At 61.2% G+C, this 13,124-nt stretch carries 14 protein-coding genes; 7 read left to right on the top strand and 7 right to left on the bottom strand.

What is annotated here, in order from left to right; genetic code table 11:
- Positions 1 to 3: 3 nt before the first annotated feature.
- Positions 4 to 966, top strand: a complete 963-nt coding sequence (locus NSJP_RS12235; RefSeq protein WP_155970145.1) for a hypothetical protein — start codon at positions 4 to 6, stop codon at positions 964 to 966.
- A gap of 11 nt (positions 967 to 977) precedes the next feature.
- On the opposite strand, the gene NSJP_RS12230 is transcribed toward NSJP_RS12235, so the two are convergent.
- Positions 978 to 1,394: a DUF423 domain-containing protein gene (locus NSJP_RS12230; RefSeq protein ID WP_231989374.1), complete on the bottom strand. Its 417-nt coding sequence runs from the start codon at positions 1,392 to 1,394 to the stop codon at positions 978 to 980.
- A gap of 191 nt (positions 1,395 to 1,585) precedes the next feature.
- On the opposite strand from NSJP_RS12230, the gene NSJP_RS12225 reads away from it, so the two are divergent.
- On the top strand, positions 1,586 to 1,987 hold the full coding sequence (locus NSJP_RS12225; protein WP_155970143.1) for a hypothetical protein: 402 nt from the start codon (positions 1,586 to 1,588) through the stop codon (positions 1,985 to 1,987).
- 27 nt (positions 1,988 to 2,014) lie between these two features.
- Here NSJP_RS12225 and NSJP_RS12220 read toward each other — a convergent pair whose 3' ends face one another.
- Genes NSJP_RS12220 through NSJP_RS12195 form a run of 6 tightly spaced genes read right to left on the bottom strand, consistent with a single transcriptional unit; the run spans position 2,015 to position 4,828 of the window.
- Positions 2,015 to 2,845 carry a hypothetical protein gene (locus NSJP_RS12220; RefSeq protein ID WP_155970141.1) on the bottom strand — a complete coding sequence of 277 codons (831 nt, stop codon included), beginning with the start codon at positions 2,843 to 2,845 and terminating at the stop codon, positions 2,015 to 2,017.
- A 12-nt stretch (positions 2,846 to 2,857) separates the two neighbouring features.
- On the bottom strand, positions 2,858 to 3,325 hold the full coding sequence (gene bcp, locus NSJP_RS12215) for a thioredoxin-dependent thiol peroxidase (RefSeq protein WP_080887165.1): 468 nt from the start codon (positions 3,323 to 3,325) through the stop codon (positions 2,858 to 2,860).
- 39 nt (positions 3,326 to 3,364) lie between these two features.
- Entirely contained in the window at positions 3,365 to 3,820 is a 456-nt protein-coding gene (locus NSJP_RS12210; RefSeq protein WP_172834313.1) for a tetratricopeptide repeat protein, read from the bottom strand.
- A gap of 7 nt (positions 3,821 to 3,827) precedes the next feature.
- Positions 3,828 to 4,103 (bottom strand): DUF507 family protein, encoded by a 276-nt coding sequence (locus tag NSJP_RS19870; RefSeq protein WP_080887163.1) that lies wholly within the window; start codon positions 4,101 to 4,103, stop codon positions 3,828 to 3,830.
- Between the two features lie 50 nt (positions 4,104 to 4,153).
- Positions 4,154 to 4,435: a DUF507 family protein gene (locus NSJP_RS19865; protein WP_080887162.1), complete on the bottom strand. Its 282-nt coding sequence runs from the start codon at positions 4,433 to 4,435 to the stop codon at positions 4,154 to 4,156.
- A gap of 3 nt (positions 4,436 to 4,438) precedes the next feature.
- Positions 4,439 to 4,828: a cyclophilin-like fold protein gene (locus NSJP_RS12195; protein WP_080887161.1), complete on the bottom strand. Its 390-nt coding sequence runs from the start codon at positions 4,826 to 4,828 to the stop codon at positions 4,439 to 4,441.
- 98 nt (positions 4,829 to 4,926) lie between these two features.
- On the opposite strand from NSJP_RS12195, the gene NSJP_RS12190 reads away from it, so the two are divergent.
- The 5 genes from NSJP_RS12190 (at position 4,927) to NSJP_RS12170 (ending at position 13,091) form a co-directional block, all read left to right on the top strand.
- Positions 4,927 to 5,733 carry a ribonuclease H-like domain-containing protein gene (locus NSJP_RS12190; protein WP_080887160.1) on the top strand — a complete coding sequence of 269 codons (807 nt, stop codon included), beginning with the start codon at positions 4,927 to 4,929 and terminating at the stop codon, positions 5,731 to 5,733.
- Entirely contained in the window at positions 5,730 to 6,536 is an 807-nt protein-coding gene (locus tag NSJP_RS12185) for a Stp1/IreP family PP2C-type Ser/Thr phosphatase (RefSeq protein WP_080887159.1), read from the top strand. Before NSJP_RS12190 ends, NSJP_RS12185 begins: the two co-directional genes overlap by 4 nt.
- A gap of 57 nt (positions 6,537 to 6,593) precedes the next feature.
- The gene (locus NSJP_RS12180; RefSeq protein WP_172834311.1) at positions 6,594 to 7,490 is read left to right on the top strand and encodes a YybH family protein; all 897 of its coding nucleotides are present in this window, start codon (positions 6,594 to 6,596) and stop codon (positions 7,488 to 7,490) included.
- A gap of 69 nt (positions 7,491 to 7,559) precedes the next feature.
- On the top strand, positions 7,560 to 8,567 hold the full coding sequence (locus NSJP_RS12175; RefSeq protein WP_080887157.1) for a hypothetical protein: 1,008 nt from the start codon (positions 7,560 to 7,562) through the stop codon (positions 8,565 to 8,567).
- A 330-nt stretch (positions 8,568 to 8,897) separates the two neighbouring features.
- Positions 8,898 to 13,091, top strand: coding sequence for a PilZ domain-containing protein (locus NSJP_RS12170; protein WP_080887156.1), 4,194 nt, complete (start codon positions 8,898 to 8,900; stop codon positions 13,089 to 13,091).
- Positions 13,092 to 13,124: the final 33 nt, after the last annotated feature.

Genomic DNA, 13,124 nt, shown 5'->3' with positions numbered 1-13,124 from the left:
ATCGTGAAGAAGTCCGATCCCGCCGCGGGAACCCTCGCTCGTGCGCTGACCATTCTCGCGTGTTCGGTCCTGTATTTGTTCGGAGCGATCGGGACCGCCGGGGCTGACTCAACCGCCTCTCGACCCGCCGGCTTTCCGGACTGGCCGCTGAACCTGACGACGCATGGCAACAAGCTGGCGGCCGTGGATTCGGACCAGGCGGCGAAGGAGATCTTCGCGACGACCATCGGACCCGCCGTCAATCTGTCTGAGGTCGCGGCTACCATCGGCGCGAAGGCCCTTCCCGCCAAAATGTCAAAGGACCTGCTGCTCGGTGAGATCACCCAATCGGCTCAGCGACTCGTCGCCGCGTTGGCTGCCTGGCAGCTCGCCGACAGCGTCAGCACGTCCCTGCAGCAGGCCGGAGAGTCCATTTCCGCTTTGCCCGATCCGGCGTCCCGACGCATCGAGTGGCTGAAAGCCAACGGTCCGTTTCCGTCCTTGGCAAAAATCCAACCGGCCGTACCGGGCCCGGGCCAGGATTCTTCGCCGGCCGCCGAACCGCCGCTGGATCATACGAAGCTGGCACTGGCCGCAGGTCAGACCGCCATGGAAGCCAGTCAGCAAGCCTGGTCAGAATGGTGGCGGTTGAAATCCTGGAAGGAACGGGTCCGCGCATTGCGAGGACAAACCCGGCTCTGTGGAACATGGCAGTGGGTGATTCACAATCATCAACAACACCACCAGGAGCAAAAGCTCTCCCTGATGTTTCCTCCCGCGGGAAAAGACGGCAGCGGTCTCGCCGGTCTCGCCGAAACCATCGTCCTCGGAGATACCGTGTATCTTCGGTGGGAAATCGACGGACGAGTCCAGGAAGACAGTCTCCTGTTCAGCAAGGAATCCCAACGACTGGAGGGCTCCTTTGTGAACAATCAAGGGGGATGGGGTTCGATCACCGGCAAACGGACCGCCGGCTGTACGCCCTGAGTCTCTTAGCCCTAGCCTTCTCCGGAGGGCCGCATGATTTCGTGCCACGCATGCCGGGCCAACAAGCTCCAGCCGACAAGAAACGCCGTCCCGCCCACAGGGGTCAGCGCACCGAGCCAGCGAGCACCCGTCAGCGCCATACCGTACAAACTCCCTGAGAACAGTACGATTCCGGCGACGAAACACCAGCCGGCGGCGGAGCAATATTTCGCGTGTTTCTGCCGGCCGGCCCATCCAAGCATGCACAGTGCCAGCGCATGGTACATGTGATACCGAACGGCCGTTTCGAAGGCGGTCAGCATGGGAGCGTCCAACAGACTCTTCAACAGATGGGATCCGAACGCGCCGGCCGCGACCGCCAGTCCCGCGGCGACGCTTCCGAACAACAAGAACGGCGACGGCCTGGCCCCTGAAATCATGGACATCATCCCTTTCTTCAGCTACACAACACAGGATATCATCAGAGTACGGTGCGTCCGACATGCCGATTGAATGCCCACGCTGCCTGCTGAACAATCCTGACACGACCTATATTTGTGAGTGCGGGTATGACCTCGTGTCGCAGATGCACAGAGGGCCACGCTCCGAGGGAGGCATCCGAGGAGGCTCCGAGTATGGCATGTCCAAAGAGGGGTTTCTGCTGGGTGTCTTCATCGTGTGGTTCCTGCTCATCTTCGGAGAATGGAGCAGGATACGGCCGGAACTCAAGACGCGAAAGACCTTCAATCTGCTGACCGACAGCATGATGCTCAGCCTCACCGACATGGCGGGCGCCCTCATCATCGGCGCGCTCGGATGGGCGGTCGTCTGGGTCATTCTCGCCTACGAAGGACGGCGCCTTCGTCCGTGTCCCAGGCGCACGACGCTGGGCGTTACCGTGGTGGCTGCCGGCTTGCTCTATCTGACGCGGTGGATTGCGCCCGACATCCACATGCAGCATATCGTTCAGGCCGTGGTCGTCCTTGGCGTGGCGGTCTTCGCATACTACGCCGGTACACGCCAGTGGCTCGGCAAATGGTAAGCCCGGCCGCACTCGAACCGCACTGTCCTATAATTGCCTGCGCACGTCCTTCCAATTCTTAGCCACTTTGGCCTTGCGCGGCGCCTCTCCCTTGGCCGGCTCGGGAACCACCACGGCTTCCAAACGACGCTGCACGAACACCTCGGCAAACTCCTTCGTTCGGCCGACCCCGACCTTGATCGTCGTCCATCCAGCCGAACGCAGCTCATCCAATTTCGGCCCAAACGCTTCGGGGGACGCCGACACCAGCACGTAGCCGACGGGAAATCCGTGATCGGCCAGCCACTGTCTCATACGACTGCCGGCGGCAAGCCGCCGCCCGGAATCGCCCGCTTCGGCCACCACATACACGACGTTGTAATAGAACTGCGTCATCCTGCGGAGTTCCTCCGCCGCGTCGGGAGACGGTTCACCGGAGACGGGATCACGCAGAGCCGCGGCTTCGACCGTCAGGATCGGCGTTCGCCGCTCCCACACCGCAACGGTCACCGCCGCCGTCGCGGTCACGGCCGATCCCGACAGCGTGCGAACAATGAGTTGCTGGCTTCCTCTTCGAGTCGGCACGAACCGCAAGGCCGCCATTCCGCGTTCGTCCGTGACGGCTGTCGCCAGAACCCGCATGTCCTGTACCAATTCGAGAGAGGTCCCCGGGGCCGGCAGTTGCTTTCCTCGCCGCTCCACCGTCAGGCCGGCTTCGACCACCGCCGGAAGATTCGGAGAGACCAACACGTCGTGCGCCGAGAGGGTGGCGCTGGATACGTCCGCCGCCAGGGAGACGCCCGACGGCGGAGCCGCGAGACACCACAGCATCGCCACGCTCGACACCACCGCTGCAGACCATGCGCGCCGCGCTGCCATGTGTGAGAGGGGTCAGGATTTGAGCGCCGTCAGGACCTCGTCCGCGTGACCGTCCACCTTGACCTTCCGGAAGACGGCTTTGAGCGTGCCGGCGGGATCGATCACGAAGGTACTCCGCTCGATCCCCCAAGACTTCCGGCCGTACATGTTCTTTTCCTTATATACGCCGTAGCTTTTCGAGATCGACGCGTCTTCATCGCTGAGCAACGGAAACGGCAACCCGTACTTCTTGATGAATTTCTGATGAGAATCCTGCCCATCCATGCTCACGCCGACGATCACCGCCCCGGCCCGAACGATCTGCGATTCGACGTCGCGAAAATCGCACGACTCCTTGGTGCATCCTGGCGTGTCATCCTTCGGATAGAAATACAGAACGATTTGCTTTCCCTTGAAATTTTTCAGCGAGACCGTCTTGCCGTGCTGGTCCGGCAGAGCAAATTCCGGCGCCTTGTCCCCGATTTCCAATGTACTCCCCATGGTCCCGGCTCCTCCTTCTCGTGATGATCACTCCCAGCCCTAGCGCGGTCCGCCGCCGAAGGTGGGCCGACTCGTCGTGGTCTGATGCTCCTTCATCGCTTTCGGCGATTCGGGATTTCCAAACTGATGCAGCGCCGGCGAATCCCAGATCACTTTGTCACCCGGGGCCAGGTTCGCCGCCTCCATGAAATGCTTCCTGGCCTCTTCCGCGTCCCCCAGCGAATAGAGCGCCAGCGCATAGTTGTAGTGCGCAGGGCCGGATTGCGGCGCCGCCGCGACCGCCTGCGTGAAATATCCCTTCGCCTCCTCGAATTGTCTCCCATGATAAGCTTGGATGCCCTGCTCGGTCAGCGAGACGGCCTGCGCCGGCGCCCCGGTTTCCAACGTCAACGGAACCAGTGGTTTGGGCTTCTGCTTCGAGCAGGCGATCATTCCGACCAATGCCAGCACGCTGAAAACAACCATCAGCACGTGGGTTCTGTATTTCGGTTCCATGTACCACTCATCCCTTTGCATATTTCTTGGTTTCTTCCTCAAAGGTCTTTCGATAGAGCACGTCCCACTCCGGACTGCCCTCGACGATGCCCCTGGAATACGACGTCAGCTTGGCCCGTATCTTCCGATCGATTTCTTCCTCGGCTTCCAGTTCGGCGGCCAGCGTCCGCTTGATCTGCTTCAACAGCCGTCCGTCGTCGGCCGTCACGGCGGCCAAAGAGCTCTTCTTGACGGCTTGCAGAATCACGTGCGAAAGATGGTTGACCTTGTCGTCGCTCAACATGGATGTCCGCTTTGACGACGAGCCGCCCGGCGGACGGGCCTGGTCGTCCGTTACAGGATGAGGCCGCGCTCCCGAGCCAGCTTTTGCTTGAGCATCATGAACATCTTCTGGTAGTCCACGCGGCCTCGCTCGATTTCCTGTTCATGGGCCTTCAGCATCTGCCGAACCTCGGTATTCAACCGATCTTCAATCGACAATTCGTCGGTGATGACCGTCTCAAGCGCCTGAGCAAACGATTTCCGAGGCGCATTGAGCGTGACATCGCCCTCGGTTTCGAGCCGAACCGCCAACGCTTCGGCCATATGCCTGATTCGCTCCTTCGACAGACGCATCGCCTACAGTTGCTCCACTCTGATGGTCCGAGCGTCTTCCATGACGCGCCGCAGCACCGTCGCATCCCCGACGATCCGGCCGATAACATTGACTCTGTCAGCCGGAACGGGGTCCGATCCCATACTCATCGGCGTTCGGCCGAAAAATACCGCCAGTACCTGCCCCGCTCCCCAGAACGCGACGTCGCCTACCTTGACTTGCGTCGTCGCGGTCTCTCGGTGATCCTTGACGCCCCCCAGCTTGAAGTAAAACTCCTCCCCCCAGACATTGACGGGCGCTTCGACCGGTAAAGCTGCGTAGACTTCCCGGGCCGTTCTGGTGGATTTTAGCTCCGCCTCGACCTGGACCGGTCCGACGGTGATGCGAATTTTCTTCGGTGGTTCAGAGGTCATTTCCAACCGGTCGACGCAGACGGTCCTGCTTGAAAACCCGCATCTATAGCGGACTCTAGCTTGTTTATCAGGTGAAATCAAGGCTACAATCCCCCCGCATGCTCACCTCGACGTTCGTGTTGCTCAAAGGCGTGGGACCAGGCACCGAACGGCGGTTCTGGCAGGACGGAATCGGCGATTGGTCCGAGTTCTTGAAGCGGCCGACGGTCTCCGGTATCTCACAGGCAAGGAAGGCCTGGTACGATCGGGACCTTGCCGAGGCCGTGTCGCGCCTGGAAGCGGGGCGAGCGGATTTCTTCGCCACCGCCCTGAAACGTCGCGATCACTGGCGCCTGTTCGAGACCTTTCGGCACCGGACCCTCTATCTCGACATCGAAACCACCGGATTGCCGCATGGCCTCGGACATGTCACCGTCGTCGGACTCTACCGCAATGGTCGGATGAGCAGCCTCGTGCATGGCGACAACCTCACGGAAGATCGCCTGCATGACGAACTGTCCCAGACCGACCTACTGGTCACGTTTTTCGGCAGCGGCTTCGACATTCCTTACCTGCAGGCGACCTTTCCGAGACTGGACTTCCGCAAGCCTCACTTCGATCTCTGTCCGGCTGCCCGGAGGCTGGGATTGCGCGGAGGACTCAAGAGCATCGAACGGGAAGTCCAGATTCACCGAGACGACGATCTCGCGGGATTGGATGGCTGGGATGCCGTCCGGCTGTGGCAGCACTGGCGGGCCGGCAGCGAGTCGGCCCTGGACCTCCTGTTGAAATACAACGCCGCCGACACTCAAAACCTGGAGCAACTGGCCCACTGGGTCTTCGAGGGTTTGGCCGCCCGTTATGGACCGGGCTCGGTTGCTGAGATCCGCCGGTCCGGCTCGATGAACGGAATAGAACGCTCATGACGCCGCCGGATCGCTGGTTCGGCGCGGGCCGCACCGAAACGGGATACGTTCGCACGACCAATCAGGATGCGTTCGCCGTCCTGAACGACCGCATGGTCTGGGTTGTTGCCGACGGGATGGGGGGACATCCGGCGGGTGACGTGGCGGCACGCATGGCCGTCGCCTCCATTCTGCAAGCCGCCGAATCCTCCCTGCTCTCCGAACATCGCACGACCGACGATTCTTGCCGAATGCTGAGCGAATGGCTCATCGCCGCCAACCGGGAGATTCACGAGCAGGCCCAGGCGCAGCCCGGACTGACCGGCATGGGCACCACGATCGTGACGATGACGATCACCGGCGTTCCGACGCCGGTCGTCTCCATCGCGCATCTCGGCGACAGCCGTGCCTACCTTTACCGGGCCGGAACGCTACGCCAGTTGACGCGCGACCATACGTTGATCGAGAAATACCTTCGGAGCGGGCTGATCGACGAAGCTCAGAGCAAGATCCATCCTGAACGGCACGTCCTCACCCAAGCCGTCGGTATCGAACGGCACGTCACGCCGACCACGACGACGATCCCGCTCCAGCCTGAGGACCGGCTGCTGCTCTGTACGGACGGCCTCACCAAAATGCTGGACGACCGTGAGATTGCTGCGCGTCTCTCCGACGCCGAAGCCGATCCTTCCCGGCTCCGCGACGCCCTCATCGACCAGGCGCTTGACCGGGGAGGTGAGGACAACGTGACAGTCATCGTCTGTATGCGTGTAGAGGCCACCGGCGGTCACCGAGCCATTGACAACACCGTATCGGGCATGTAGCCTCGATTTACGGTGCGCGCCACACTGAGAGGTCTATCCGGCATGGGGATGCGGCATGTGGTTCATCGAACGGCATGGGCTCTGACCATTGGCGCAATTCTCGTACACTCATCCGGACGGCACGCGGCCGCCGAAGAGCACAGCCCCGAGGCCGCGATCCGGGCGATGGTTCGCGCCAACGCTGAGAAGGACATGGCCGCCCTGTCGCGACTGATGGCCCACGACTCCGATATCATCAGCTACACCATCGGAGGAAGAAAATACGTCGGCTGGCCCGACATCGAACGCGACATGCTCGAGGAGTTCGGCTCGGCCGCCGAACTCGATCTTCCGATTCGGGAACTGAAGGTCTGGACCAAGGGAGACCTTGCCTGGTACACGATGGAACTGGATTACATCCGCACCGTCGTTCAGGACCAGAAATCACAGCGGGCCTTGCTGCCGCTTCGGGAAACCGGTGTACTGGAACGCCGCGACGGGCAATGGGTGCTCTTGTCCTGGCACGAATCGTTCCGGAATTCCGGCGGTGCCGTTCAGCTGGCCGACGAAACCTCACATGATGCTTCCGTGCGGCCCACCGTCGTCTCACAAAACGGAGAAACGGACCTGAGCGGTGAATGGACTATTCTCGAAGTCGAAGACAACAAGACCTACAAGGCGACCCTGGACAAGGCCGGCAATGGGCCGTACAGCCAGCAAGGAGGCCGCTTCATCACGACGAAGCTTGAGGATCGGGCCTGGCACGGCACATGGCATCAGACGGGAAACGACCGTGAAGGGGGCTTCGAGGTCTTATTGTCCGAGGATGGCGCGCAAGCCAAGGGTGTCTGGTGGTATACACGCGTAGGTGACAAGAAGAATATCCCTCCCCGGCAATGGGGCGGTACATATATATGGAAGCGGATCGCACCGGCCCCGCCGATCGGTGAACCAGCGCCGGGTGTGACCAAATAGTTTCGATTCGAACTCCGCAAGCGCTCCCGGGTCGAGAGAGCTTGAGGAGATACCGCCTGAGGAGGTTCCATGTCGTCAGCCTTCATCGTGCTGTTTGTCAGCCTCTGCATGCTGTCGCCGGCCTGGGCATCCGGCGGACATAACGCGCACGATCATCATGCGGTTCCCACGCTGGCCAATCAGGTCACGACGACGGTTACGATAGAAGACGATCTCGTCAGATTGACGTTCGGGCCGATCGACCTGCCATCGGCGCACGACGGCGATTTGGCCGCATCCATGCCCAAGCATGTCTTTCAACTCCCCAAGGACATGTACATGGTCGGATTCAAATCCGAAGTGTTCACCAAGGACGGCACTCAGCTGCCCCGCAACTACCTGCACCATATCCTGATGCTCAACAACGACAAGCCGAGCGTGTCGTGTCCGGGCGAACCGCTGTTTTTCGGCGGCGCCGGTCTCGAAATGACGGAGGCGAAGTTTCCGGACGGGTACGGGGTGAAACTGGCCAAAGGCCAGAATCTCATGTCGGTCGTCGCCTTCTATCACAAAGCCCCGCCGACACGCGACGTGATGGCCAGCTTTACGATGTACATGGCCCGTGATGGCGCTTCGGTGAAGGAAATGGACGTGTACCAAGTGGGCGTGAACGTGGTGTGTTACAGCAAGTTTTCCCAGCGCGGGGCCGATCAGACCGATGAAGGCATCGAAATCAAGCCGGGCGTCCAGGTCCATGCCGCGCCGCTGAAGTTTTCGATGGATGGCTGCGTGAAGTTCGCCTACCCCCACGGGCACGACGAGCTACTGTTGATCGCCTTGGAGAACAAGACTCGCAAGGAGACCCTGCTGCGAACCGTTCCCGACGTCTCCATGGACGGCACCTTTTTGGAGTTCCCTCCGCATCAGGTATACAAGAACGGCCAGGGGTTTGCGGTCACCAAGAGCGACGATTATGAGATGGTGATGGTCCATCACCATCCGCTGCAGAAGAAAGAGGACCAGCACGGCATGGGAAACTATCTGTTGTACATGACTCCGGGCGCCTGCCCCGGGCCTAGTACGGCACAGGTCCGATAACCTTCCTCCCATTTTTCGCCCCGCCGGCGTCCCGCGAACCCGCCGGTCACCGTCCCATCGCTTCCGCCCGTTCCCGACCACCGTCCTTTTTTGTGCAGGTTCTCAATTCTGTCCGCCCGCCCCCTACCAAAGCGGGAGCGAGTTCCACCCCATCTGGACTGTGTTTCCGTCGACCTCGTATGATATTCACATACCAACCCTACACGAGCGGTTGACGACGATCTCTGACATGACCGGGCCGGCCGGTCTCGAAACAGCCGGTACGATCGCGCGTTCTGCCGACGCCGATCGGAACGATCCGGACGACTCGGCACGCCAGGAAATTTCTCGATGGCGCAGCGCATGCCGGTTTCGATCCTGATCGTCAACAGTCATCCCCAAGAGATCAAGCTCATCACAGTCGGTTTCCGAGGATTTTTTTCGGATTGCCGCGTCGACATCGCCTATTCCGCGCAAGAAGCCAGGGCCCTCTCCCGCGCATACGCCGTGGAATGGACACTGATCCTCATCGACGAGGGGTGTCTGTCCGAACATGATCAGGGACTGATCGAAGACCTCAAGCGCCAGGCCGACCACGCGTCGGTGATCCTGCAAAGCAATCAACCCGATACTGCCGTGGCCGCCCATGCCATGCGGACCGGCGCGGACTTTCTATTGTCCAAGCAATCTCCCGCGTTTCTCGCCGAGCTTCTTTTCTGCGCCAGGCAAGCACTGGAAAAACAGGAGCTCAGAGCCGCGGCGGCGCGAGCCGAGTCGCGCTATCAGCATCTCCTCGCCTCGATACCGGATATTTTCTATGAACTGAATGCCGATGGCCACTTCGTATCGCTTGGACCGAACGTCTCACTGTTACTCGGCTATGCACCCGAGGAGCTGGTCGGCGCACCCTACACAACGGTGTTCTCTCCGAAAGACCATGCGGCGGCGGCGTTTCGGTTCAACGAACGGCGTTCCGGCTCTCGAAACACTCGAGGCATCGAGCTGACCTTCCGCGGAAAACCCTCGACGGACCAGCCGGACAAGGCCGTGCCGGCGGAAGTGCGTGCCCGCGGATTGTACGATCCGCACCGACGCTTCTTGGGCACCATCGGGGTGATTCGAAACCTGTCCTCCGACGCGCTGGGACGGACGCCGGCTCGAAGCTCGGTGGCAGCGCCCACGGGAGGTCACCTCACTCGAACCGTCATCGACCAGTTCATCACGCTGTCCGAGGAGATCGCCCGCCCGTTGGAGACTCTGCGTCGGGAAGCACAGGCCCTGCTGGACACCATGCGCGCCGTCAACTTGGAAGACAAACTCGCCGCCATCGTCGAACAATCGATTGTCGCCGACACCCTGCGAGAGCGGTTCGTCGGATTGATGCACGCCACGGCCGACCAGGCCGCAGCCGAACGCACGATCAACGACCTGATCGACGAAGCGATGGCATCCTTGTCCGTTCACAGTACGTGGCCCTTCCCCGTCACAACTGACTATGCGTCCCGGTTGCCGCTGTTTTCGGGAGACCGTGCGCAAGCCATTGAGTGCATGCGTCAACTGCTCTTGGCCATGCGAACTATGTTGACCGCCGTCGGGAGACAGCACTCTCTGCGTATCCGGACGGCCCCGGCGGGTCGGGAGGCGGACGCAGCCGGTGCTGTCCTATTCCCTTTGCCGCCGCCGAGCGAAATCGAGATCGAATGTCTGGAGTCTGACATCTCGTCTGTGGACCGTGTGGGCAGAGCGTTACCGCCGGACACATCGAACATCGTGGACTGGCCGGGACTCTACACCCTGGCTTCTGCATTGAACGGCCGGTTGGATTTCTCCCTTCCCGCGTCGGGGCCGCTTCGTGCTGTCCTGCGGCTTCCCGTCATCCCGGACACTCCGGTGACGGAAACCGTCGAGGCCGTTCCGGCCACGCCCTTGAAAATCGAGGAGACCCGACCCTCCCCGCCTCCGCAGACCCCGACGCACTTCCCTTCGGCGCCTCACCAGGGCGATGCACGAGATCGCAGAGGCGCTTCACGTGTCACCACCATACTGCCCTCTCGCGTGACCATCGGATCTGCGGTTTGGCACGGCACTCTCGTCAACCTGGGTCAGGGGGGTGCCTGTATCACTCTGGCCCAGGACTTTCCGGCCTTCGATCAGCAAACGGTTCGAGCCGTACTGCGAACCTCGGTCGGCGCATTGGAACTGACCGCCGCCGCCGTCCCCCGGCAGACTATCGATACGCCGAAACCCCAGGGAGCACAGCCCGTTCGCCTGATTCTCGTCTTCGACACTCCGAGCGATTCCGACTCTTCCGTTCTTGGGTCCTTCGTCGAAGCCGCGCGGGAACAATCGCTGAGCTTTTCCCTCGATGTCCATATCACGTCGACGGCGGCGGATCGCGCACCATCCGCGCCCTATGGCGATGACCGGCGGGAAACCGTACGGGTTCCGTTGGCTCTTCCCGCTCGACTGGAGGCGGAACCGCAGAACGGCCAGGACCGTTTGATCGCACGGGTAACGGACATCAGCCGGCAGGGAGCGTGCCTGATCGTCAACGCCGGCCACGACCGCCTCCGTGACCTCATGCTGCTCCACTTCGCTTCGGGAAAACTCTCCGCCCATTCGGGCCTTCACGAACCTGGAACCCCCGACTTCTCGCTGCCGGTCAGGGTCGTCTGGTCAGTTCCCGAGACGGCCGCTTCGAGCGAGCTTCGACTGGCCCAAGCCGCTCCCGCCGTGCGTGTCGGCGTCAGCTTCCTGCCGCTCAGTCCCTATGCCGAGCGCGAATTGGCTCGTCTCGTTCGGCAACACCTTTGGGCACCCACCAGCATGAAAGTGCACGGGGAGACATCGGTCCTCAGCATCCAACGGGAATGCCGGACCGCGCGGGGACAAACCATCGTCATCGTCGACGATCATCTCGGACGGCCGATGGCGCCGGACACGCCGGTACTGATCATCGCACCGGGCTACGGTCAAACGTCCCGCGACTACGCCGGGCTGTCGTATTTTTTGCTGAGCCATGGACTTCGAGTACTGCGTTACGATCATTCCAATCACCTCGGCCTGAGCGACGGGGAACCGCAAAACACGACGCTGCGGGGCATGCAAGCAGACCTTGCCAAAGTCGTCGAGTTTGTCCAGCACACCTGGCCGTCGGCCCGCGTCGTGGTCTTGGCCAGCGATCTGAGTGCGCGGGCCGCGTTAAAGATGACGGTTCAGACGCATCCGCTCGACCTGTTGATGCTGCTGAATCCCGTCGTCGACGTCGGATCCGCGTTGATGGCCGTCCATGGACACGATCTGATTGCGGATTATCGCTACGGATTGCGGCGCGGAATCACAAACGTACTAGGCCTCAACGTCAATCTTGACCAGTTCGTCGCCGACACCATAGCCGGCCGCATGACGGACCTCGGATCCACCCTGGAGGACATCCGGCTCCTGCATTCACCGCTCGCGATCGTCACCGGCCCCCGGAATGAAACGAGCCCGCTTCCTCCCTCGGATCTGCCGCATGACTTTCTCAGCGCGCTCAGCAGCCAGACCATGATCATCAGCATTCCCTCTTCCATCGCGGGCCGGTTCCATGTCGATGAGACGGAATCCTCGGCATTCCGGAAGATTCTCGACCACATCACGGTCGCACTGTCGTGGCAGCCGAACTCCACCGAACTGCGTCCGGCGGCCTCTGAGATGCTCGCGCGCCAGCTCTGTTTGGAGTTGGAGCAGACGCGCCTCCATCGCAATTTATCCCAAATCAACCGCGACGCACTGGAACTGGCCCATCTACAACAACTCCCTCACTTGGCCACCCTTCACGAATACCGAAAGCTCCTGGACGATCTGCATGCCTTTCTGACCCCGCTGTCCCTGGAAACGATCGTCGTGGATGCCGGTATTGGACAGAGCGACATGACCCGGACAATATTGGTCAACCATTCCTATTGGACGAGACAGCGGGGACAGTCGCCGGAACAGGCCCCGCTCCTCATCGGACTGGGACGTTCGGCGGATCCATTACGGCAGGTGCAGGACCACACGGATATCCTTCAGCGCGAACTTGCCGGCGGGCGAACCGGCGGCCTCACGTCGATTCCCGCCATGAGATGCGCCTGGGTGCGAACGGAGTGGGCGCAGACGCTTCCGTTCCGTTCCCGATCTCTGCATCGAATCATCTGCAATCTCTCGCTGTCTTTCGTCAACTCCCCGCAAGCCACGCTTCGCGAATGGGTCAGGATCCTCCATCCGCAAGGGCGTCTCGTCTTCACCGTGTTTCATGCCGACACGGATCTTTCCACCCTCTACCGACGACATCTCCGGATGGCCAATGTGGATGAATTCGGCCCCCAGCCTCAAGGGGTTCTCCACTATCTCGGACGGCTGCACGAAGCCATCCGCCATGGGATCCTCCATACCTTCGATCACCACGCGCTGGCCTCCTTGCTCCGTCAGTCCGGCGCCCATCCGTTTCGCATCAACACCGTCTTTAATGGTCACGCTCTGGTCGCCGTCGTTGGGAAACGGATTTCCTCTAGCTCGTTTTAATTCCTCAGTGTATACTCCGTACATCTTTGAACG

It is taken from the genome of Nitrospira japonica (genome assembly GCF_900169565.1).
GTDB classification, from domain to species: Bacteria; Nitrospirota; Nitrospiria; order Nitrospirales; family Nitrospiraceae; genus Nitrospira_C; species Nitrospira_C japonica_A.
The sequence above is the reverse complement of the archived record's forward strand: the minus strand, read 5'-3'. Positions and strand labels throughout refer to the sequence as shown.

Coding starts and splice junctions, on each gene's coding strand:
- NSJP_RS19870 (WP_080887163.1), bottom strand. CDS start 4,103: ATGTTGAGCGACGACAAGGTCAACCATCTTTCGCACGTGATTCTGCAA.
- NSJP_RS12190 (WP_080887160.1), top strand. CDS start 4,927: ATGCTCACCTCGACGTTCGTGTTGCTCAAAGGCGTGGGACCAGGCACC.
- NSJP_RS12210 (WP_172834313.1), bottom strand. CDS start 3,820: ATGGAACCGAAATACAGAACCCACGTGCTGATGGTTGTTTTCAGCGTG.
- NSJP_RS12225 (WP_155970143.1), top strand. CDS start 1,586: ATGTCCAAAGAGGGGTTTCTGCTGGGTGTCTTCATCGTGTGGTTCCTG.
- NSJP_RS12175 (WP_080887157.1), top strand. CDS start 7,560: ATGTCGTCAGCCTTCATCGTGCTGTTTGTCAGCCTCTGCATGCTGTCG.
- NSJP_RS12195 (WP_080887161.1), bottom strand. CDS start 4,828: ATGACCTCTGAACCACCGAAGAAAATTCGCATCACCGTCGGACCGGTC.
- bcp (WP_080887165.1), bottom strand. CDS start 3,325: ATGGGGAGTACATTGGAAATCGGGGACAAGGCGCCGGAATTTGCTCTG.
- NSJP_RS12170 (WP_080887156.1), top strand. CDS start 8,898: ATGGCGCAGCGCATGCCGGTTTCGATCCTGATCGTCAACAGTCATCCC.
- NSJP_RS12230 (WP_231989374.1), bottom strand. CDS start 1,394: ATGATGTCCATGATTTCAGGGGCCAGGCCGTCGCCGTTCTTGTTGTTC.
- NSJP_RS12185 (WP_080887159.1), top strand. CDS start 5,730: ATGACGCCGCCGGATCGCTGGTTCGGCGCGGGCCGCACCGAAACGGGA.
- NSJP_RS19865 (WP_080887162.1), bottom strand. CDS start 4,435: ATGCGTCTGTCGAAGGAGCGAATCAGGCATATGGCCGAAGCGTTGGCG.
- NSJP_RS12220 (WP_155970141.1), bottom strand. CDS start 2,845: ATGGCAGCGCGGCGCGCATGGTCTGCAGCGGTGGTGTCGAGCGTGGCG.